This is a genomic window from Pseudomonas kuykendallii (assembly GCF_900106975.1).
GTDB lineage: Bacteria > Pseudomonadota > Gammaproteobacteria > Pseudomonadales > Pseudomonadaceae > Pseudomonas_O > Pseudomonas_O kuykendallii.
In genome coordinates, this window is the sequence record NZ_FNNU01000003.1 from 509956 (window position 1) to 530480 (window position 20525).

Here is a 20525-nt window from a genome sequence, read left to right on the forward strand (position 1 = left end):
CAGCCATGCCGGCGGCCTCGGCCCCGGTGTTCCTGGAGCTGCGCGGGCTGAGCAAGCGCTTCGGCGAACGCACCGTGCTCGACGGCGTCGGCCTGCACCTGGAGCGCGGCGAAGTGCATGCGCTGCTGGGCGAGAACGGCGCCGGCAAGTCGACCCTGATGAACATTCTCACCGGGGTCTACCTCGCCGACGATGGCGAGATCCGCCTGCAGGGCGAACGCCTGGCGATCCGTCGCCCGGCGGACGCCAGCGCGGCGGGCATCGGCATGGTGCACCAGCATTTCCGCCTGGTGGAGCGCTTCAGCGTGGTGGAGAACCTGCTGCTCGCCGCTGGCGGGCGCAAGGGCCTGCGCAGCGCCTCCGAAGCCAGCGCCGCGCTGCTGCGCACCGCCGAGCAGATTGGCCTGCGCATCGACCCGCAGGCGCAGGTCGCCGACCTCTCGGTAGCCGAGCGCCAGCGCACGGAAATCTGCAAGGTGCTGGCCCTCGGCGCGCGCATCCTGATCCTCGACGAACCCACCGCGGTGCTCACCGACCGCGAGGCCGGCGACATGCTCTCGGCGATCCGGCGCATGGCCGACACCGGCCTCAGCATCGTGCTGATCACCCACAAGCTGCGCGAAGTGATCGGCCACAGCCACCGCCTGACGGTGATGCGCCAGGGCCGCACGGTGGCCGCCAACCTGCCGACCACCAGCCTTTCCATGGAAGAAATCGCCCGCCTGATGGTCGGCGAGCAGAAGGCCGGCCCGGAGCGCGCCCCGTCCACGCTGATCAGCAACGGCGCCGACCTGCTGATCGCCCATCAACTGTGCGTCAGCCGCGCCGACGGCGGCGTCGGTATCGACGGCGTCAGCCTGCGCGTGCGCGCCGGCGAAGTCCTTGGCGTCGCCGGCGTCGGCGGCAACGGCCAGCAGCAACTCGCCGACGCCCTGCTCGGCAGCCTGCCGATCGAGGCCGGCAACCTGTCCCTGGACGGCGCCGAGGTGACCCACGCATCCATCGCCCGTCGCCGCGACCTCGGCCTGCGCATCATTCCCTCCGACCGCATGGCCAGCGGCCTGATCGGCGAACTCTCGGTGGCCGACAACCTGGCGCTGACCCGCGTGCGCGGCGGCCATTACCGAAGCGGCTGGCTGAACCGCGCACGCATGCGCGCCGACGCCCTGGCCGCCATCGCCCGCCAGGCCATCGCCGGCGCGACCCCGGAGCTGCGCACCAGCCTGCTCTCCGGCGGCAACGCGCAGAAGGTACTGCTGGCCCGCGAACTGGACAGCGGCGTGCGCCTGCTGGTCGCCCACTCGCCGACCCGCGGCCTCGACGTCAAAGCCTGCGCGGTGGTCCACCAGGCGATCCGCGAGGTGGCCGCCAGCGGCGCCGCCTGCCTGCTGATCAGCGAAGACCTGGAGGAAATCCTCGCGCTCTCCGACCGTATCGCGGTGATGAGCGCCGGTCGCATCACCGGCGAGTGCCCGGGCGGGTCGAGCGCCGAAGAGGTTGGCCGGCTGATGCTCGGGCATGCCTGACATGAGAATGAAACGATGATCGCGCTGCCTTACACCTTCGCCCTGCAACGCCGCCTGACGCTGTCCGGCCGTCGTGGCGTCGGCACCTTCGTCGGCGGCCTGGCTGCCGGCATCCTGCTCGGCCTGGCGCTGCTGGTCTGGGCCGGCGTACCGACGGAGTCGCTGCTCGACGACCTCTTCGTGCAGGTCTTCATCAGCCCGCAGGGACTGGCGCAGACGCTGACCCTGACGGTGCCGCTGATTCTCGTCGGGCTGTCCTCGGCGGTCGCCATGCGGGTGAAGTTCTGGAACATCGGCATCGAGGGCCAGCTCTGGCTCGGCGCCATCGGCGCCACGGCCGTCTCCCTCTACGGCGTCGGCCCCGAGGCGCTGCGCCTGCCGCTGATGCTGCTCGCCTCCGCGCTGTTCGGCGCCGCCTGGATCGCCCTGCCACTGGTGTTGCGCCTGCGCCTGCAGGTCAGCGAACTGGTGGTCACCCTGCTGCTCTCGAACATCGCCTACCTGCTGTTGCAGCACCTGCTGTTCGGTGCCTGGCGCGATCCGGCCAACAGCTTCCCGATGTCGATGCAGATCGGCGGCGACGAGCGTCTGGCGCTGCTCGGCTTCGGCAACCTGCACAGCGGCCTCTTCATCGCCCTCGCCGTGACCCTGCTGGTGGCGATGCTCAGCGAACGCAGCCGGCTCGGCTTCCACGCCGCCGCCATCGGCGCCAACCCGCAGGTGGCGCGCGCCGCCGGCATTCCGGTGGGCCTCACGCTGGCGATCATGGTACTGCTCTCCGGCGCGCTGTCCGGCCTCGCCGGCGGCCTGATCATCACGGGCAGCGAGTATCGCCTGACGCAGAACATCGGCTGGAACATGACCTTCAGCGGCATCGTCATCGCCTTCGTCGCGCGCTTCAAACCGCTGTGGATCCTGCCCACCGCCTTCGCCCTCGCCGGGCTGTACAACGCCGGCAGCACGCTGAAAGTGTTCTACGGCCTGTCCGACGCCGTCGTCGTGCTGCTGCAGGGGCTGATCCTGATGAGCCTGCTCGTCGCGCAATTCTTCGCCCATTACCGCATCGACATGAAGAAGGAGCCGCGCTGATGGACATCGCCTTCCTCGGCAGCTGGCTCGGCAGCGTACCGACCGCCGCCATCCCACTGCTGCTGGCCAGCGTCGGCCTGATCCTGTCCGAACGCGCCGGCGTGGTCAGCCTCGGCGTCGAGGGCTACCTGGCGATGGGCGCGATGGCCGCCGCCGCGGTGACCCTGGAGAGCGGCAGCCTGGTTCTCGGCATCGCCGCCGGGGTGGCCGCCGGCGCCCTGCTCGCACTGGGCTTCGGCATCGCCGTGGTGCTGCTGCGCGCCGAGCAGATCCTCGCCGGCCTGGCGACCATGGCGATCGGCCTCGGCGCCGCCGGGCTGCTCGGCCGCGACTACGTGCATCGCACCTTCGAAGGCGTGACCAACGTCGACCTGGGCAGCCTCGCCCAGGTGCCGCTGCTCGGCCAGCTGCTGTTCGCCCAGGACCCGCTGGCCTACCTGGCCATCCTCCTCACCCTCGGCGGCTGGTGGTTGATCGCCCGCAGCCACTTCGGCCTGCGCCTGCGCGCGGTCGGCGAAGACCCGGCGACCGCCGATGTCGCCGGGGTCAACGTGCAACTGCACCAGTTGTTCGCGGTGACCTGCTGCGGTGCGCTCGGCGGCCTCGGCGGCGCATACTTGTCCGCGGTGGCGAGCAACGTCTGGGTCGAGAACATGGTCGCCGGGCGCGGCTGGATCGCCCTGGCGCTGGTCATCTTCGCCCGCTGGGACCCACTGCGGGCGATCCTCGGTGCCTTTCTCTTCGGTGCGGTGGAAGCACTGCTGCCGCGCCTGCAGGCCAGCGGCTTCGACGCGCCGGTGTACCTGATGGGCATGCTGCCCTACGCGCTGACCATCGTCGTGCTGGTGGCCGCCAGTTGCTCGCGGGCGCGGCGCAACGCCGAACCGGCGGCGCTCGGGCAGTCCTACATCCGCCAGGACCGGCGCTGATGAGCCTGACCGTCGCCGACGCCCTCGCCCTCCCCGGTCTGGAAAGCATGCACCTGCGCGCCGGCGCGGCGGGGCTCGACAATCCGGTGCGCTGGCCCTACGTGGCCGAGAACGAAGGCATCGCCGACTGGGTGATGGGCGGCGAACTGATCTTCGTCACCGGCATCAACCATCCCCGCGACGAGGCCAACCTGCTGCAACTGGTGCGCGAGGCGCAGCAGCGGGTGGTCGCCGGAATGGTCATCCTCACCGGCGAGGAATTCATCCAGCAGATTCCCGAGGCGGTGATCGCCGAAGCCGAGCGCCTCGGCGTGCCGCTGCTCGAGCAGCCCTACCAGTTGAAGATGGTGGTGGTGACCCAGGCCATCGGCACCGCGCTGGTCCAGGAACAACTGCTCGGGCGCTCGCGCCAGCACGTTCTGGAGCAGTTGCTGGAAGGCGACTACCAATCCCTCGACGTGCTCACCCAGCGCGCCCAGACCCTGCACCTGCCGCTGGCCGTGCCGCGCCAGGTGGCGCTGTTCAAGCTGGAAAACAGCGAGCGGCTGTTCGCCGGGGACGACCTGCAGGACGCCGAGCGCAGCCTCCAGGCCAGCCGCCAGCGCCTGCAGCGACGTCTTGAACAGGCTCTGAACGACCTCGGCGAGCCGCTCGCCCTGGTCTGCCAGGGCGAGCACTGGATCGCCCTGCTGCCCGCCGCCGACGCCCAGCGCGAGCAGCTCAACCGGCAACTAATGACCGGCCTGCTCGACGAACTCAACCAGACCCTGGCGCCGCTGCGACTGTTCCTTGGCCTCAGCGCCGGCGGTCATGGCCCGTCCGGCTATGCCCTCGCACTCGGCGAGGCGCGCCAGGCGCTCGTCGCCGCACAATCCTTCCCGGAGCGCCTGGGGTTATGCTGCTTCAACGAACTCGGCGTGCTCGAACTGCTCGGCGCGATTCGCGATCGCAAGCTGCTCGACCGCTTCGTCGATACCACCCTTGGCGCGCTGATCGGCGACGACTCGCGCCACGAGCCGGTGCTGATGCCGACGCTGGAGGCCTGGTTTCACGAGAACGGCAACCTGGCCCTGGCCGCGCAGCGCCTGGCCGTGCACCGCAACACCCTGAGCTACCGGATGCAGCGTATCGAAGCGCTCACCGGCCGCTCGTTCGACGACCCGCACCAGCGCCTGAACACCGCCGTCGCCCTGATGATCTGGCGGCTATCGTCTCCCCGAAATCCACGGAGTCCTGCATGAATATCGTCAACGCCCGCCTGCGCGGAAAAGACGGCCTGTACCGCATCGAGCTGAGCGGCGAGCGCATCGCCGCGATCCAGACCCAGGTCGGCAGCAGCGTCGCCAACCCCGGCGACCTCGACGCCACCGGCAACCTGGTCACGGCACCCTTCATCGAGCCGCACATCCACCTGGACGCCACCCTCACCGCCGGCGAGCCGGCCTGGAACATGAGCGGCACGCTGTTCGAAGGCATCGAGCGCTGGGCCGAGCGCAAGGCGCTGGTGACCCACGAGGACAGCAAGACGCGGGCGAAGAAGACCATCGACATGCTCGTCGACCACGGCATCCAGCACGTGCGCACCCACGTCGACGTCACCGACCCGACCCTCGCCGCGCTCAAGGCGATGGTCGAGGTGCGCGAGGAAACCCGCCACCTGATCGACCTGCAGATCGTCGCCTTCCCGCAGGAAGGCATCGAGTCCTACGCCAATGGCCGCAAGCTGATGGAGGAATCGCTGGTGATCGGCGCCGACGTGGTCGGTGGCATCCCGCACTTCGAGAACACCCGCGACCAGGGCGTCAGCTCGATCAAATTCCTCATGGACCTGGCCGAGCGCAACGGCTGCCTGGTGGACGTGCATTGCGACGAAACCGACGATCCGCAGTCGCGCTTCCTCGAAGTGCTGGCCGAGGAAGCCCGCGTGCGCGGCATGGGCGAACGCGTCACCGCCAGCCACACTACGGCGATGGGCTCCTACGACAACGCCTACTGCTCCAAGCTGTTCCGCCTGCTGAAGATGTCCGGGATCAACTTCATCTCCTGCCCGACCGAGAGCATCCACCTGCAAGGCCGCTTCGACACCTATCCTAAGCGCCGCGGCCTGACCCGGGTGGCGGAAATCGACCGCGCCGGGATGAACGTCTGCTTCGCCCAGGATTCCATCGTCGACCCGTGGTATCCCCTGGGCAACGGCAACATCATGCGCATCCTCGAAGCCGGCCTGCACATCTGCCACATGCTCGGTTACGACGACCTGCAGCGCGGCCTCGACCTGATCACCGACAACAGTGCGCGCACCCTGAACCTGGGCGAGCGCTACGGCCTGGAAGCCGGCCGCCCGGCCAACCTGCTGGTTCTTTCCGCACCCAGTGACTACGAGATGATCCGCAGCCAGGGCCACGCGCTGGTCTCGATCCGTCACGGCAAGGTGCTGATGCAACGCACCCCGGCAAAAATCGAGCGCATGGCGGGCTGACGAGAAATGAGGGACACGGCTGAGCGACCGATCACAGGATCGATTCGCCGGCGAGGCGGGAATGCGCGGGCGGGATGCGCGTCGAGCCACTCGATCGGGCCAGACGGAAAACAGCGGTAAGAGAGACGGGTTTCGGCGTCATCTATCGGGCCAGGCCGCCTGAAACCACTTTTCTGCAGGCAAAAAAACGGGCGACCGAAGTCGCCCCAAGTGCCTTGCGTGCTCTTTAAAGAAGGATCAGTTTGCTTTTTGCTTCTTCGAGTCCTTCCAGATGAAAAGTCCGAAACTGGTGCAGAAAACGACACAGAGTCCGACGATAAGCAGACCTGCGATTACCACTTCATCTAGAAACATGGATGGCCTCCTGCGATGGGGCGTTATGCTTGGATGGGTCCAAGATAGTCACCCTCGACGCGGGCAAAATTGATTTGAATCAAGTGCGGGGAAAGCCAATCCGACGGCTTCCTGGGGGAATGACCTGAGTCAAGCATTGGCGGATTGATGGGCGACCGATGGCCGCGGATTGCGGGGGCTCTAGCGTTTTTTCGGCTTGTTCTTCGGCTTTTTCTTCTTCGCCAGGGGCATCGCCTGCTCGAAGGCCTGACGCATTTCATCCAGGCGCTTGTCGCGCAGATCGTGGATGCGTTTGTCTCGCTCGGCGGCGAAGTCGATCAGTTTGTCATCGCTCATGTCGACCTTCCCCGTAGTGCCTATGCCACCGACGCCTTTTCGGTGCAATTTTCCTGCATTTTTATCGAGCTGTCTGCAATTGACCGCTCAATCGGCCTTACGGGATGCGTGACGTTACCTCAGCCCTCAGCCAGGGACATCGGTCGGAGACCACTCGAGATGATCTCCTTCCCGGTCCCCGTACGCGGAACGGTATCCGGCGAAGTGCCGGGGCCGGCGCCCAGGCACTTCGCCGGTTCTAGAAGCCGATCGTGGCCGAGAGGATGTAGGTGCGCGGTGTGGCAAGCGTCAAACCGGGCTCGCTATCGTCCGAAGCACCCGCCGAGATCCAGTCGCGCTCGTTCAGCAGGTTTTCGACGGTGCCGCGCAAGGTAATGACCTTTTCATCGACCTTGAAGGCGTAGCGGGCGCCGACGTCATAGCGCGTCCAGGCGTCGATTTCCTTGGTGTTGTCCTGATCCAGATACTGGGAACTGCTGTAGATGCCACGGGCGGTCAGGGTGAGCCCCTGCACCCTTGGCACGTCCCACTCGGCACCGAGGTTGACGTTGTACTTGGGCGTGGCCGGGGCGCGGTTACCATCGTTGGCGCCGCCGTTGTTGGTGTCTTCCAGGTTGCTGTCGATGTACATCACACCGCCGAGCAGGCGGACGCCACCGACGGGCTCGCCGAACAGGCTCAACTCGATACCGTCGTTCACCCGCTTGCCACTGGGGCCGAAAGTGCCCTCCAAACCTGGACCGGGTGCATCACCTGTCTCATAGGCGGGCTGTTTGATGCGAAATGCTGCAGCGGTAATGGCGAACTTGCCCATGTCGTATTTGGCACCGGCCTCAAGCTGGCGGCTGATGAACGGGGGGAAGATGTCGTCTTCGTTGCTGGCGGTCGAGGGAGCGATCTTGCCCTGGCTCAGGCCTTCCATGTAGTTGGCGTAAAGCGACAGCTGATCGGTAGCCTTGAACAGCACGCCAACCGACGGCGAGAGTTTCTCCTCGTCGTAGGAGGTTTCGCCCTTGATGCCATTCTCCCAGTCGTCGACCTTCACCCGCTGCCAACGCGCGCCGAGCGTCAGGAGCATCCGATCCTCGAAAAAGCCCAGGGTGTCGGACAAGGCGACGCCGCTGAAGCGGTTCTCGGTGTAGATCTTCGCGTCAGTCCGGGTCCGCACGGTCGGTTCGGGCGTAGTGACCGGGTCGTAAAGATTGCCCGGGCGGTTGGCGTAACGCCCGCCACCGTTCTCGAAGTCCATCGAGAAATAGTCGGCGGCCAGATTCACCTCATGGCTCACTGTGCCGGTCCGGAACCATTTGCGCACACCGGCATTGACCGTGCGTACGTCTTCGTCGCGGGTGAAGTCGCGGGGCTGGATGGTGAAGTCGCCCGCGGCATTGGTGATCGATACGTTGTGGCGCAGGAAGTCGTGGTTGCTCTTACGTGCCCCGACCGCGCCGTAAACCATCAGCGAGTCGTCGATGTCGTACTCGCCCCGTATCGCACCGAAGGTGTCGCGGGTCCGGGCTTTGGTCCAGGCCTGGGCATAGTTGTGGCGAACATCATCCGCCCTGGGCACGGGCGCATCGTCGCCCACCAGCACCCGCTCCTGGGGTGCATCGGTATCGCGCTCGGTATGGCCTACGTCCATCGACAGGCGCAGGCGCTCGTCGCGGAAATCGAGGCCGACGATGGCCATCTCGCGGTCGACCTTCTGGTGATCCCACTCGGTATCGCCGGATTGCTTGACGCCGTTGAAGCGGATGCCGAAGCGGTTGTCCTCGCCGAAGCGGCGGCCTACGTCCAGCGCGCCGCCCACCTGGCTGTCGGAGACATAGCTGGTGGTGAATTCGGTAATGGGCTTGTCGGTGGCGCGCTTGGGCACGATGTTGATGCCGCCGCCGACGCTACCGCGCGGCGATATGCCGTTGATCAGTTGGGTCGGGCCGCGAAGGATGTCGACGCGATCGGCCATCTCCATGTCGATGGAGTACGTCGGCATGATGCCGTAGAGGCCGCCGTAGGACACATCGCTGTTGAACAGGCTGAAACCACGGATGGTGAACTGTTCGAAACGACCGCCCGCCGGATTGGTGGAGCGTACCGCCGGATCGCTGGCGGTCAGATCGGCCAGGGTACGTGCCTGCTGATTCTTCACCGCCGCCGAGGTGTAGGTGGTCATGCTGAACGGCGTATCCATGAAGTCGCGCGAACCCAGCAAACCCTGCGAGCCGAGCCGGGCGACCTGACCGCCGGCGTAGGCCTGGCCGTCCGCCGAGCCGCTGGCAGCGATGACCGAAGCAGGCGCCAGTTGCAGCGCAGCACCTTCCGCGACCGGCGCGAGGGTGTAGGCCTGCTCGCCGACGGGCACAAGTCGCAGGCCGGTGCCCAGCAGCAAGTGGGCGAAGCCCTCCTCGACGCCATACTGCCCGGAAAGGCCGGCCGTGGTGCGTCCATTGACCAGCGCCGGATCGACCGACAGGCTGACGCCAGCCTGCCCGGCAAAACGCGTCAGCGCGGGACCCAGGCTACCGGAAGGGACCTCGTAACTACGCGGCGGCGGCGTATCTGCCCAACTGCTCGGGATGAATGGCGGGAGGGAACTCAGGGCCAGCAACAAGGCGAGATGCGACAGCGGGCTCGTACGAAAAGGCGGTGCAGCGGACATGGCAAGTCTCTCGTATTTTATTCACTTACCGGGAATGACCGGCGAGCTGAAAAAAAGGGACGAGCTTTACGCGCTGTTCTTCTGCGTGAAGGCTTTGCGAGACCGCAGCGTGACCCAGTAACGGCTACGCATCTGCACCTCGACCGGCAGGCTGGCCGCCAGCAACGAGAGGATCTGTTCGGTGTCGTCGAGACGGAACGTGCCGGTGACACGAAGGTTTTCGAGCTCGGGCTCCCAGCGCAACAGTCCGACGCGATAACGGCTCAGTTCGCGCAGGAAGTCACCCAGGGCCTGGTCCTGCGCCGTGAGTACGCCCTCGCGCCAACCGGGCGCGGAAACGTCGAAGACGCCAATCGGCCCTGCCCCGTTCAACGCCAGACGGACCTGCTGACCTGCATGCAAATCCATCGACACGCCCCGCAACGGCCCCAACTGAACCGAGCCGCTGAGCACCGACACCTGGCAATCGCTGGAGTTGAGCCGTACACAGACCGCGCTCCGACCTACGAGGATGCGCCCATATGGCGCCTCGATGGCCAGTACCGCGTTGCCCGGCACGCTCAGCGCAATTTCGCCACGCAGCAGCGTCACGACGCCGCTGCCCAGGTCCAGATTCACGGCACTGTCCGTGTTGAGTTGCAGCAAGCTACCTGCGGCCAGCGGTAGCTTACGGAGTTCACCGGTGGAGGTGTGGAGGTCGGCGCGCCAGACATCCAGCGGCAACTGCCGGCTCAGCAACCAGGCTGCAGGAACCACCGCGGTAATACCCAAGGCTCGCTTGAGCAGCGCGCGACGGCCCTGGTCCGGTCGGTCCAGAGTGGACATTGCCAGCCCCGACGGCAGGCCGCAGAAGCGCTCGCGCAGTTGGCGAGCCTTCTGCCAGGCGCGCTCGTGGGTACTGGAACTCTTACGCCAGCTCTGCAACTCCGGGTGATCGTCCTCGCAGGTGCCCGCCGACTCCAGCAGCGCCAACCACTGTGCCGCCTGGCGTATTACCTCGCGATCCTCGTTCGAGGGCACTCGGCGCGTCACCAGTCCACCAGCAGGCAATGCTCGTAGGCCTGGGCCATGTAGCGTTTGACGGTGCGCTCCGAAACCTCCAGGCGCTCGGCAATATCGCGGTAGCCAAGACCGTCGAGCTGACTCAATAGAAAGGCGCGGCGCACCTGGGCCTGCAGCCCATCGAGCAACTCATCGAGCGCGTGCAACGTTTCCAGCAGCAGCCAGCGTTGTTCCGGAGACGGCACGCTGTCTTCAGGCATTTGCGCCAGGGCTTCGAGATAGGCGTGTTCCAGGCTGCGTCGAGCGTAGAAGTTGCTCAACAGGCGTTTGCCCACGGTGAGCAGATAAGCCCTGGGCTCGCGCATGTCGGCAATTTTCTGGGAGCTGGAGAGCACCCGCAGAAAGGTATCCTGGCTGAGGTCCGCCGCATCCCAGGCGTTGCCCATTCGCCGGCGCAGCCAGCTTTCCAGCCAGCCATGGTGGTCGCGGTACAAGGCATCAAGGGACCGCTCCGTCGACGTCACTGCTTCAGTCATCTCAAGGAACCCGGGCGACGGATATCAAATGAGACTGATTCTAATTACTGAATCGGACGAAAACCAAGCGCTTTTCGAAAGGTGCCGCACGCCCGCTTCGACCGCTGCCGGCGAGCCCCATCGGGTGACTTGACGGGGCGCCCGCTCATGCCGGCTACGCAGGAAACCTCCGCGTCGTGCCGCGCATCCATCGGGCTACCGGTGCTCGGGCAGCACGTGACGGAAGGTGAGATTGAGGCGGGGCGCGCAGGCCTTGCGCGTTTTCGCCACTTGGTGCTGCCAATGATGCTGCGTCGTACCGCCCATCACCAGTAGCGAACCGTGGCCGAGAGCCAGCGAATGTTCGATGCGGCTCTGCCCCTTGCGGCGCAGGTCGAAGCGTCTCGCGCCGCCCAGGTTCAGCGAGGCGATCACGGGATTGCGCCCCAAGTAGCCCTCGTCATCGGCGTGCCAGCCCATGGAGTCCTGGCCATCGCGGTAGTGGTTGATCAGCACGCCATTGAACGCCTGCCCCGCGGCTTCTTCGACGCGCCGGCGTATCTGCTCGAGCAACGGCGTCCAGCTCGACGCGCGATGGGTCAGCCCGGAATAGCTGAGGTGAACGCCGGGATCGGCATACCAGGCGACCAGTCGCGGAACCGGCAGGCGCCGGCCATGCACCTGCACGATCGGTTGTTCCCAGGGCGTATCGCGCATCAGCGCCTGCAGCCAGGCGTCGGCGGTTTCGGCGTCCAGCCAGCCCGGCTGGTAGCGCAGATCGGCGTCGGCCAGTTGCAGCGCAACATCGGCGAACAGGTCCATGCCGCTCAAACTTCTACATCCACCCACAGGCCCTGGCGCGGCAGGGCTTCCACCGCCTCGGCATCGGCTTCGTCGACGTTGCCCTCCGCCAGCTCGGCGGCGCTGTAGGCACGGCGGCGCTGACGCCGGCGCTGCTCCTCGCGCAGCAGCTCCTCGGTTTCCTGCGGGTGGCGCTTGTCCAGCGCGACCGCATCCTCGGCGGAGGTCTGCTGCACCGGCGCGACGGCGGGAACCACGGGACGTTGCACGACCGGGTCCGGCTGGGTGGCGACCGGCAACATGGTTGGGGTTATCGGCGATAGCATCTTCAATCCCTCCTTGCGATGTCTGTCGGCGCGCGGCCGGCTACCTTTAGCCAGGCGGCTGTCCTTTCGTCGTTGCAACGCGTTTGCAGCAACTTGGACTGTGCCTGAATCGGCAAGTGCCGTCGCCCTGTGCCGGTCCTTCCGTTAAGATAACCGGCTTTTTCGAAGCGATTTCTCAGACGGAGAGCGGCATGGCGCAGCAGTATCAACCGGGGCAACGCTGGATCAGCGACAGCGAAGCAGAGCTGGGACTCGGCACGGTCATCTCCCAGGACGGTCGCCTGCTCACCGTGGTCTACCCGGCCACCGGCGACACTCGCCAGTATGCCCTGCGCAGCGCGCCGCTCACGCGCGTGCGCTTCGCCCCCGGCGACGAAATCACCCACTTCGAAGGCTGGAAGCTGACCGTGCGCGAAGTCGAGACCGTCGATGGCCTGCTGGTCTATCACGGGCTCGACGAGCAGAACCAGGCGCAGACGCTGCCGGAAACCCAGCTGTCCAACTTCATCCAGTTCCGCCTGGCCAGCGACCGCCTGTTCGCCGGGCAGATCGACCCGCTGAACTGGTTCGCCCTGCGTTACCACACCCTCGAACACCAGAGCCGCGTGCTGCAATCCTCTCTGTGGGGCCTGGGCGGCGCGCGTGCGCAACCGATCGCTCACCAGCTGCACATCGCCCGTGAAGTCGCCGACCGCATCGCCCCGCGCGTCCTGCTGGCCGACGAAGTGGGCCTGGGCAAGACCATCGAGGCCGGCCTGGTGATCCATCGCCAGCTGCTCACCGGGCGCGCCAACCGCGTGCTGATCCTGGTTCCGGAAAACCTCCAGCACCAGTGGCTGGTGGAAATGCGCCGGCGCTTCAACCTGCAGGTGGCGCTGTTCGACGGCGAGCGCTTCGCCGAGAGCGATGCCAGCAACCCATTCGAGGACACCCAGCTCGCCCTGGTTTCCCTGGAGTGGCTGGTGCGCAGCGAGAAGGCTCAGGACGCCGCGTTCGCCGCCGGCTGGGACCTGATGGTGGTCGACGAGGCGCACCACCTGGTCTGGCATCCGGAGAAGGCCAGCCCCGAGTACGCGCTGGTCGAACAGCTGGCCGAAGTGATTCCCGGCGTGCTGCTGCTCACCGCGACACCGGAGCAGCTTGGCCAGGACAGCCATTTCGCGCGCCTGCGCCTGCTCGACCCGAACCGTTTCCACGACCTGGAAGCGTTCCGCGCCGAGAGCGCCAACTACCGCCCGATCGCCGAGGCGGTGCAGGAACTGCTGGAGAACGGCCGTCTTTCGCCGGCCGCGCAGGCCACCATCGGCGGTTTTCTCGGCGCCGAGGGCGAAGCACTGATCGCCGCCATCAGCGACGGCGACATCGACGCCAGCGGCCGCCTGGTCCGCGAACTGCTCGACCGCCACGGCACCGGCCGCGTGCTGTTCCGCAACACCCGCGCTGCGGTCCAGGGCTTCCCCGAGCGCCAGTTGCACCCGTATCCGCTGCCCAACCCGGACCTGTACATGGAGCTGCCGCTGGGCGAGCAGGCCGAGCTGTATCCGGAACTCAGCTACCAGGCGCAGCCGGACGCCGGCGAAGAGCGCTGGTGGCGCTTCGACCCGCGCGTCGAGTGGCTGATCGACACGCTGAAGATGCTGAAGAAATTCAAGGTGCTGGTGATCTGCGCCCACGCCGAAACGGCGCTCGACCTGGAGGACGCCCTGCGCGTGCGCTCCGGCATTCCGGCCACGGTGTTCCACGAAGGCATGAACATCCTCGAACGCGACCGCGCCGCCGCCTATTTCGCCGACGAGGAATTCGGCGCGCAGGTGCTGATCTGCTCGGAAATCGGCAGTGAGGGCCGCAACTTCCAGTTCAGCCATCACCTGGTGCTGTTCGACCTGCCGTCGCACCCGGACCTGCTCGAGCAGCGCATCGGCCGCCTCGACCGGATCGGCCAGAAGCACGTCATCCAGCTGCACGTGCCCTATCTGGAAAACAGCGCCCAGGAGCGCCTGTTCCAGTGGTACCACCAGGCGCTGAACGCCTTCCTCGCCACCTGCCCCACCGGCAATGCCCTGCAGCACCAGTTCGGCCCGCGCCTGCTGCCGCTGCTCGAAGGCGGCGACGATGGCGAGTGGCAGGCGCTGGTGGACGAGGCGCGCGCCGAGCGCGAGCGCCTCGAAGGCGAACTGCATTCCGGCCGCGACCGCCTGCTGGAACTGAACTCCGGCGGTGCCGGCGAAGGTGTCGCGCTGGTCGAGGCGATCGAGGAGCAGGACGACCAGTACAGCCTGCCGATCTACATGGAAGAGCTGTTCGATGCATTCGGTATCGACAGCGAGGACCACTCCGAGAACGCCCTCGTGCTGCGCCCCAGCGAGAAGATGCTGGACGCCAGCTTCCCGCTCGGCGACGACGAGGCGGTCACCGTGACCTACGACCGCAACCAGGCGCTGGCCCGCGAGGACATGCAGTTCCTCACCTGGGAACACCCCATGGTGCAGGGCGGCATGGACCTGGTGCTGGCCGGTTCGATGGGCAACACCGCGGTGGCGCTGATCAAGAACAAGGCGCTGAAACCCGGCACCGTGCTGCTCGAGCTGCTGTTCGTCAGCGAAGTGGTGGCGCCCCGTGCGCTGCAGCTCGGGCGCTTCCTGCCGCCGGTGGCGCTGCGCTGCCTGCTCGACGGCAACGGCAACGACCTGGCCTCCAAGGTCGCCTTCGACACCCTCAATGATCAGCTGGAAAGCGTGCCGCGGGCCAGCGCCAACAAGTTCATCCAGGCCCAGCGCGACGTGCTCGGCCCGCAGATCAACGCCGCCGAGGCGAAGGTCAGCCCGCGCCACGTCGAGCGCGTCGAGCAGGCCAAGCACCGTCTGATGGCCGAGCTGGACGAGGAACTGGCGCGCATGGTGGCGCTGCAGGCGGTCAACCCGAGCGTGCGCGACAGCGAGATCGATGCGCTGCGCCACCAGCGCGAGGAAGGCCTGGCCTGCCTCGACAAGGCTGCGCTGCGCCTGGAGGCGATCCGCGTGCTGGTCGCGGGCTAAGGCGCCAGCCCACGGAAACGAAAAAGGCCCGCAGATGCGGGCCTTTTTTTCGTCCTGCCGATCAGGCCGCCGGGGCGGCGGCCACCAGCCCGGCCTGCATCGCACGCGAGTCGCGGGCGAAGCTGCGCATGGCTTGGAGCAGGCAGAGCATGGTGACGAACAGCGCCGAGGGGATCAGGTACATGGCGTTGTGCAGACCGACCGCCTTGAACGCCTCGCTCATCTGGCTGTCGCCGGCGGCGTGCATCGCGGCCTGGGCGAAATAGTCGGAGAGGACGCCGACGACCAATGGGCCGAGGCCGCCGCCGAGCAGGTACAGGCCGGCGAAGAACAGCGCCATCGCGGTGGCGCGCAGGCGCGGCTCGATGACGTCCTGGATCGCCGTGTAGACGCAGGTGTAGAAGTTGTAGGAGAACAGCCAGCCGATGCTGTAGACGGTGATGAACAGGCCGATCTCTATCCGCCCGGAGAACAGCGCGAAACCGGTGGCCACCGCCGCCACCAGCATGCTCACCGCGGCGAACATCAAGCGCCCGCGCTCGGATTTCTGGTGGAACCGGTCCGCCACCCAGCCACCCAGCGTCAGGCCGATCAGGCCGGTCACGCCGACGATCACCCCGGTCGCCACTGCCGCCTGCTGCAACGGCAGCAGGAAGTAGCGCATCAGCATCGGCACCATGAACGAGTTGCAGGCGTAGGTGGCGAAGTTGAACGCCAGGCCGGCCAGCGTCAGCCACCAGAAGGTACGGATCACCAGCACCTTGCGCAGCGGTTTCTCCACCGGCGCGGCATCCACCTTGACCGTCTCCGCCGCGCCGCGGACCGGCTCCTTGATCAGGAACATGAACGCCGCCAGCAGCAGGCCGGGCACGGCGGCGATGAAGAACGGCGCGCGCCAGCTGTCGAACGCCTCGACCATCGCACCGATGGTGAAGAACGCCAGCAGCAGGCCCAGCGGCAGGCCGAGCATGAAGATGCCCATGGCGCGGGCCCGCTTGTGCGCCGGGAACAGGTCGCCGATCAGCGAGTTGGCGGCCGGCGCGTAGCTGGCCTCGCCGATCCCGATGCCCATGCGGATCAGCAGGAAGCTCCAGAAATTCCAGGCCAGGCCGTTGATCGCGGTAAGACCGCTCCAGGCCGCCAGGCCCCAACCCATGATCTTGCGCCGCGCGCCGGTGTCGGCCATGCGCCCCAGCGGCACCCCCGCGATGGCATAGACGAGGGTGAAGGCGGTGCCGATCAGGCCCAGCTGGAGGTCGCTGAGGCCCCACTCGTGGCGGATCGGCTCGATGATGATCGCCGGGATGGTGCGATCGAAGAAGTTGAACAGGTTGGCGAGGAACAGCAGGAACAGTATGCGCCAGGCATTCGCCGCTTGCGTGGAGGGCTGCATGGGTCGGTCTCTCTTGTTGTTATAACTTCCCTGGTCATACCGCGGCCCAGGCGCCTGACTGCAATCTAAGGCGCCGGGCACCAGCTGTCTGCGACCATTCGCGGGTGTTATGTCAGCAAATGCGACAGCCTTGCAGTTACTGCGATATAACGACGATTCTCTGGCGTCGTTTATTTGAACAAAGAATCCGCCACACGCTCTAAGGGCAAGCGTCCCCGCCTGGAGTCCCGATCAACATGGAATCGCCCGGTCTTGCAGCCCTGTTCAACCTGCCCAGGGAGGGAATGGTCGCGCTGCACTGCATGCACAACGGCTGGCTGGTCATGCTCGCCTTCATCGTCGCCACGGCAGCGGGATTCACCACCCTGGGCATCACCGAACGCATGGTGCATGCGCGGCGGCGCCGCGGCCGCCTGACCTGGGGCGTGCTGGGCGCACTGTGCATGGCCGGCGGCATCTGGTCGCTGCATTTTCTCTGCATGCTGGCGTTCCGCGCACCGATTCCGATCCACTACACGCTGCCGGCGACTCTCGCTTCGCTGATCATCGCGCTGATCACCGCGGCGCTGACGATGTTCACCCTGAACAAACCGGCATTGCCGCTGCGGCGTTACGTGGTGTCGGCGGTCTGCATCGGCCTGGGCATCTCCGCCATGCACTACAGCGGCATGCTGTCGATCGTCTCCCCGGCCAGCCAGCATTACGACCCGCGCCTCTTCGTCCTTTCGCTGATACTGGCCGTCGCCGCCAGCCTGGTGATCCTGCTGCTGGCCATGCACTTCCGCCGGCGCACCACGTCCCGCCAGCGCCTGCTCAAGCTCGGTGCCAGTGCGCTGGTGGCGCTGGCGATCCTTTCCATGCACTTCACCGGGATGCACGCGATGACGCTGGTGGTGCCGGAAGGCACGCCTCTCGAGTTGCAGCCCGCCAACGACACCCTGCAGCTCGGCCTCAGCATCGGCCTGGTCACGCTGATGATCGTCGTCATCAGCCTCGGCGCCGCCTGGACCAATCGCAAGCTGCAAAGCAAGGAGCGCGACCTGCGCCGGGTCAATGCGCTGCTGCGCAAACTCGACCACGCCCAGGCGTCGCTGAAGAAGGCGGCGCACCACGATGCACTGACCAACCTGCTCAACCGCCGCGGCTTCAATGCGCTGTTCGCCGAGAAGCTCGAAGAACACTCCGAACAACACCGCGACATGGCGGTGATGTTCCTCGACATCGACCACTTCAAGCGGATCAACGACAGCCTCGGGCACGATGCCGGCGACGAGCTGCTGCAGGTGATCGCCCAGCGCATCCGCAGCGCGGTACGTGAAGGCGACGCCATCGCCCGCTTCGGCGGCGACGAGTTCTGCATCCTCGCCAGCCTCGAGCAGCAGGACGACGCGCGCCTGCTGGCGCAACGGGTGATGCAGACCATGAAGGAGCCGATCGCCCTCGCCGGGCGCAGCATGGTGATGACCACCAGCATCGGCATCAGCCTGTTCCCGCAGGATGGCGACGCCTGCGACGAGCTGCTCAAGCACGCGGACATGGCGCTCTATCAATCCAAGGGCAGCGGGCGCAACCACTTCACCTTCTTCAGCGAACGGCTGCGCAGCAAGGCGTCGTTCGAGCTGGAACTGGAGGAGGACCTGCGCAAGGCGCTGGCGCGCGACGAGGGTCTGCAATTGTTCTACCAGCCGATCGTCGACCTGCGCAGCGGCCGCACCACCAAGCTCGAAGCCCTGGTGCGCTGGCAACATCCGCAGCACGGCATGCTTTCGCCGGACCGCTTCATCGGCATCGCCGAGGCCAACGGTTTCATCACCGAACTGGATGGCTGGGTGCTGCGCCGCGCCTGCCAGGACGTCGCCAGGTTTCAGGCGCGCGGTCATCCGCCACTGATCGTCACGGTGAACTGCTCGGCGCTGAACCTCGCCCATGAACAGCTTCCCGACGAGGTCGACCAGGCCTTGCGCCAGTCCGGGTTGCAGCCGCAGATGCTGGAACTGGAGGTGACCGAAAACGCGCTGATGAGCAACATCAACCGGGCGATCTCGCTGCTCCAGGAGATCCGCCAGCTCGGCGTGTCCCTGGCGATCGACGACTTCGGCACCGGCTATTCGTCGCTCGCCTACCTCAAGCGCCTGCCGATCAACACGGTGAAGATCGACCGCTCGTTCATCCAGGACCTGGCGGCGACCGAAGAGGACCGGCAGATCATCCAGGCGATCCTGGCGATGGCCCACGCGCTGCGCCTGCAGGTGGTCGCCGAGGGCGTCGAGACGCAGGAGCAGGTGAGCTTCCTGCGCGACCAGGGCTGCGATTTCATGCAGGGCTTCCTGTTCTGCCGGCCACTGCCGATGGCGCAACTGGAGAGTTTCCTCGCCGAACGGCCGGAGTTGCCGCTGCCGTTATCCGGGCAGATCAGCCTGGTCTGAGCGCCAGCTCGGCAGCCAGCCGAGCGAATCCACGGTTGCCCCGCCCGGCCGGTACTCCGCCGCCAGCCAGCCGCGGTAGCCGCTGCGGCGCAGCGCCTGCAACGCCGAAGCGAAATCCAGCGTGCCGCTGCCAGGCTCGTGGCGGCCGGGGCAATCGGCGAACTGCACATGGCCGATACGCTCGCCGAGCGCCTCGATCCCGGCGGCCGGGTCAAGGCCCTGGCGCGCCATGTGATAGAGATCGAACTGCGCGCGGAAATTCTCGTGCGCCACCGCCTTGAGGAGCGTTTGCAGGTGCTCCGGGGTGTTGATCAGGAAGCCGGGCATGTCCAGCGGATTGATCGCCTCGGCGAGCACACCGATGCCCAGTTCGGCGAACGCCTCGGCGGTGCGGCGCAGGTTCACCGTCAGCGTCTGCAACGCCAGCTCGCGGGGAACGCCCTCGGCCAGGCGCCCGGCCAGCACGTTCACCCAGCGCGGGCGCAGCACCCGGGCGTAATCCAGCGCCAGGCGCAGAGCCTCGTCGAACTCCGCCTGGCGCTGCGGCAGCGCGGCCAGCCCCGGGCCGCCCTGCATCAGGTCGCCTGCCGGCAGATTGAACAGCAGCAGCGGCAGGCCGACAGCATCGAGGGCATCCTTGAAATCCTGGGCCGACACCTCGTAGGGAAACTGCACCTCGACGCCGTCGAAACCCGCCGCGGCGGCGGCCTCGATGCGCTCCAGCAGCGGCAGTTCGGTGAACAGCAGGGACAGGTTCGCGGCGATTTTCATGCCTCCAACTCCCGGTAGTGCTCGATCAGGGTGGCCAGATCGCGAGCCAGGTAACCGTGGCCGCCGTGCAGGCGCATCAGTTGTGCGGCGAGGCCGCTCATGGGCGTCGCCGAGCCCTGCTCGCGGGACAGTTTCACCGCTGCATCGAGGTCCTTGAGCAGGGTGCGCACGTGCCAGCGGATCGGCTCGAAGCGCCGCTCGGCCATCTGCGGGGCGAGAATCTGCAACGGCTTGGAGTCGGCGAAACCACCAGCCAGCGCAGGCGCCAGCAGCGCGGCATCGACGCCCGAGCGCTCGGCCAGGGCCACCACTTCGGCGATCACCAGGGCGTTGCAGGCGACGATCATCTGGTTGCAGACCTTGGTCACCTGCCCGGCGCCGACGTCGCCCATATGGGTAAGGCGCTGGCCGAGGTGCGCCAGGATCGGCCGCAGCCGCTCGATGTCCGCCGCCTCGCCGCCGGCCATGATGGTCAGGCTGCCGGCCTCGGCGCCCACAGTGCCGCCGGAAACCGGCGCATCGACCCAGCGCATGCCGCTGCGCGTGGCCAGCTCGGCGGCCATCCGCCGCGTTTCGGCCGGATCGAGGCTGGAAAAATCCACCAGCAGTTGCCCGGGCCGCGCGCCCTCGACGATGCCGTCGGCGCCGAACACCACGTCGCGCACCGCCGCGGTATCGCTCAGGCAGAGCATGACGACATCGCTATCGGCGCAGAGCGCGGCGGGGTCGTCGACGACCATCGCGCCGGCAGCGGCCAGGGCTTCGGTCTTGTCCGGGCTGCGGTTCCATACCCGCAGCGGATAGCCGGCCGCCAGCAGGCGGCGACTCATGGGCTCGCCCATCAGGCCTGTGCCGGCGAAGGCGAGCTTCGGCAACGCGCTCAT

17 protein-coding genes are annotated in these 20525 nt (G+C 66.8%); 7 read left to right on the forward strand and 10 right to left on the reverse strand.

The genetic code is table 11. The annotated features are described in order from the left end of the window. Positions 1-5 precede the first annotated feature (5 nt). Genes BLV15_RS12370 through codA form a run of 5 tightly spaced genes read left to right on the forward strand, consistent with a single transcriptional unit; the run spans position 6 to position 6023 of the window. Positions 6-1526: an ABC transporter ATP-binding protein gene (locus tag BLV15_RS12370; protein ID WP_090228566.1), complete on the forward strand. Its 1521-nt coding sequence runs from the start codon at positions 6-8 to the stop codon at positions 1524-1526. A gap of 15 nt (positions 1527-1541) precedes the next feature. Next, a complete protein-coding gene (locus BLV15_RS12375; RefSeq protein WP_090228569.1) occupies positions 1542-2615 on the forward strand; it encodes an ABC transporter permease in 1074 nt (357 codons plus the stop codon). Then, positions 2615-3544 (forward strand): ABC transporter permease, encoded by a 930-nt coding sequence (locus BLV15_RS12380; protein WP_175534353.1) that lies wholly within the window; start codon positions 2615-2617, stop codon positions 3542-3544. The genes BLV15_RS12375 and BLV15_RS12380 overlap by 1 nt, the downstream gene beginning before the upstream one ends. Beyond that, a complete protein-coding gene (locus BLV15_RS12385; protein ID WP_090228571.1) occupies positions 3544-4785 on the forward strand; it encodes a PucR family transcriptional regulator in 1242 nt (413 codons plus the stop codon). The genes BLV15_RS12380 and BLV15_RS12385 overlap by 1 nt, the downstream gene beginning before the upstream one ends. Next, the gene (gene codA / locus BLV15_RS12390) at positions 4782-6023 is read left to right on the forward strand and encodes a cytosine deaminase (protein ID WP_090228574.1); all 1242 of its coding nucleotides are present in this window, start codon (positions 4782-4784) and stop codon (positions 6021-6023) included. The genes BLV15_RS12385 and codA overlap by 4 nt, the downstream gene beginning before the upstream one ends. Before the next feature lie 237 nt (positions 6024-6260). Here the strand turns inward: codA and ccoM are convergent, their stop codons facing one another. The 7 genes from ccoM to BLV15_RS12420 all read right to left on the reverse strand — a co-directional run bounded on the left by ccoM (position 6261) and on the right by BLV15_RS12420 (position 12016). Further along, positions 6261-6377: a cytochrome c oxidase subunit CcoM gene (gene ccoM / locus BLV15_RS22405; protein WP_275937449.1), complete on the reverse strand. Its 117-nt coding sequence runs from the start codon at positions 6375-6377 to the stop codon at positions 6261-6263. A 180-nt stretch (positions 6378-6557) separates the two neighbouring features. Beyond that, entirely contained in the window at positions 6558-6713 is a 156-nt protein-coding gene (locus BLV15_RS22110; RefSeq protein WP_090228577.1) for a hypothetical protein, read from the reverse strand. A gap of 238 nt (positions 6714-6951) precedes the next feature. Next, a complete protein-coding gene (locus BLV15_RS12400) occupies positions 6952-9372 on the reverse strand; it encodes a TonB-dependent receptor (protein WP_090228579.1) in 2421 nt (806 codons plus the stop codon). Between the two features lie 66 nt (positions 9373-9438). Beyond that, positions 9439-10404 carry a FecR domain-containing protein gene (locus tag BLV15_RS12405; RefSeq protein ID WP_090228582.1) on the reverse strand — a complete coding sequence of 322 codons (966 nt, stop codon included), beginning with the start codon at positions 10402-10404 and terminating at the stop codon, positions 9439-9441. Next, positions 10401-10910, reverse strand: a complete 510-nt coding sequence (locus BLV15_RS12410; protein ID WP_090228585.1) for a sigma-70 family RNA polymerase sigma factor — start codon at positions 10908-10910, stop codon at positions 10401-10403. Before BLV15_RS12410 ends, BLV15_RS12405 begins: the two co-directional genes overlap by 4 nt. Positions 10911-11105: 195 nt before the next feature. Beyond that, entirely contained in the window at positions 11106-11711 is a 606-nt protein-coding gene (locus BLV15_RS12415; protein ID WP_090228588.1) for an alpha-ketoglutarate-dependent dioxygenase AlkB family protein, read from the reverse strand. Positions 11712-11716: 5 nt separating this feature from the next. Beyond that, on the reverse strand, positions 11717-12016 hold the full coding sequence (locus tag BLV15_RS12420; RefSeq protein WP_090228591.1) for an aspartate-semialdehyde dehydrogenase: 300 nt from the start codon (positions 12014-12016) through the stop codon (positions 11717-11719). Between the two features lie 191 nt (positions 12017-12207). Here BLV15_RS12420 and rapA point away from each other — a divergent pair, with 191 nt between their 5' ends. Next, the gene (rapA, locus tag BLV15_RS12425; RefSeq protein ID WP_090228593.1) at positions 12208-15051 is read left to right on the forward strand and encodes an RNA polymerase-associated protein RapA; all 2844 of its coding nucleotides are present in this window, start codon (positions 12208-12210) and stop codon (positions 15049-15051) included. Between the two features lie 61 nt (positions 15052-15112). Here the strand turns inward: rapA and BLV15_RS12430 are convergent, their stop codons facing one another. Next, entirely contained in the window at positions 15113-16444 is a 1332-nt protein-coding gene (locus BLV15_RS12430) for a spinster family MFS transporter (protein WP_090228595.1), read from the reverse strand. Positions 16445-16680: 236 nt separating this feature from the next. On the opposite strand from BLV15_RS12430, the gene BLV15_RS12435 reads away from it, so the two are divergent. Beyond that, complete coding sequence (locus BLV15_RS12435; RefSeq protein ID WP_090228597.1) at positions 16681-18870, forward strand: putative bifunctional diguanylate cyclase/phosphodiesterase; 2190 nt, start codon at positions 16681-16683, stop codon at positions 18868-18870. Here the strand turns inward: BLV15_RS12435 and BLV15_RS12440 are convergent. After that, positions 18844-19641, reverse strand: coding sequence for a hydroxypyruvate isomerase family protein (locus BLV15_RS12440; protein ID WP_090228599.1), 798 nt, complete (start codon positions 19639-19641; stop codon positions 18844-18846). The genes BLV15_RS12435 and BLV15_RS12440 overlap by 27 nt on opposite strands. Further along, positions 19638-20525, reverse strand: a complete 888-nt coding sequence (locus tag BLV15_RS12445; protein ID WP_090228602.1) for an NAD(P)-dependent oxidoreductase — start codon at positions 20523-20525, stop codon at positions 19638-19640. The genes BLV15_RS12440 and BLV15_RS12445 overlap by 4 nt, the downstream gene beginning before the upstream one ends.

Bases quoted from the DNA above. Each gene is read 5' to 3' on its own strand.
- rapA (WP_090228593.1), top strand. From the start codon at position 12,208: ATGGCGCAGCAGTATCAACCGGGGCAACGCTGGATCAGCGACAGCGAA.
- BLV15_RS22110 (WP_090228577.1), bottom strand. From the start codon at position 6,713: ATGAGCGATGACAAACTGATCGACTTCGCCGCCGAGCGAGACAAACGC.
- BLV15_RS12430 (WP_090228595.1), bottom strand. From the start codon at position 16,444: ATGCAGCCCTCCACGCAAGCGGCGAATGCCTGGCGCATACTGTTCCTG.
- codA (WP_090228574.1), top strand. From the start codon at position 4,782: ATGAATATCGTCAACGCCCGCCTGCGCGGAAAAGACGGCCTGTACCGC.
- BLV15_RS12375 (WP_090228569.1), top strand. From the start codon at position 1,542: ATGATCGCGCTGCCTTACACCTTCGCCCTGCAACGCCGCCTGACGCTG.
- BLV15_RS12435 (WP_090228597.1), top strand. From the start codon at position 16,681: ATGGAATCGCCCGGTCTTGCAGCCCTGTTCAACCTGCCCAGGGAGGGA.
- BLV15_RS12440 (WP_090228599.1), bottom strand. From the start codon at position 19,641: ATGAAAATCGCCGCGAACCTGTCCCTGCTGTTCACCGAACTGCCGCTG.
- BLV15_RS12415 (WP_090228588.1), bottom strand. From the start codon at position 11,711: ATGGACCTGTTCGCCGATGTTGCGCTGCAACTGGCCGACGCCGATCTG.
- BLV15_RS12370 (WP_090228566.1), top strand. From the start codon at position 6: ATGCCGGCGGCCTCGGCCCCGGTGTTCCTGGAGCTGCGCGGGCTGAGC.
- ccoM (WP_275937449.1), bottom strand. From the start codon at position 6,377: ATGTTTCTAGATGAAGTGGTAATCGCAGGTCTGCTTATCGTCGGACTC.
- BLV15_RS12445 (WP_090228602.1), bottom strand. From the start codon at position 20,525: ATGAGCGCGTTGCCGAAGCTCGCCTTCGCCGGCACAGGCCTGATGGGC.
- BLV15_RS12400 (WP_090228579.1), bottom strand. From the start codon at position 9,372: ATGTCCGCTGCACCGCCTTTTCGTACGAGCCCGCTGTCGCATCTCGCC.
- BLV15_RS12410 (WP_090228585.1), bottom strand. From the start codon at position 10,910: ATGACTGAAGCAGTGACGTCGACGGAGCGGTCCCTTGATGCCTTGTAC.
- BLV15_RS12380 (WP_175534353.1), top strand. From the start codon at position 2,615: ATGGACATCGCCTTCCTCGGCAGCTGGCTCGGCAGCGTACCGACCGCC.
- BLV15_RS12385 (WP_090228571.1), top strand. From the start codon at position 3,544: ATGAGCCTGACCGTCGCCGACGCCCTCGCCCTCCCCGGTCTGGAAAGC.
- BLV15_RS12420 (WP_090228591.1), bottom strand. From the start codon at position 12,016: ATGCTATCGCCGATAACCCCAACCATGTTGCCGGTCGCCACCCAGCCG.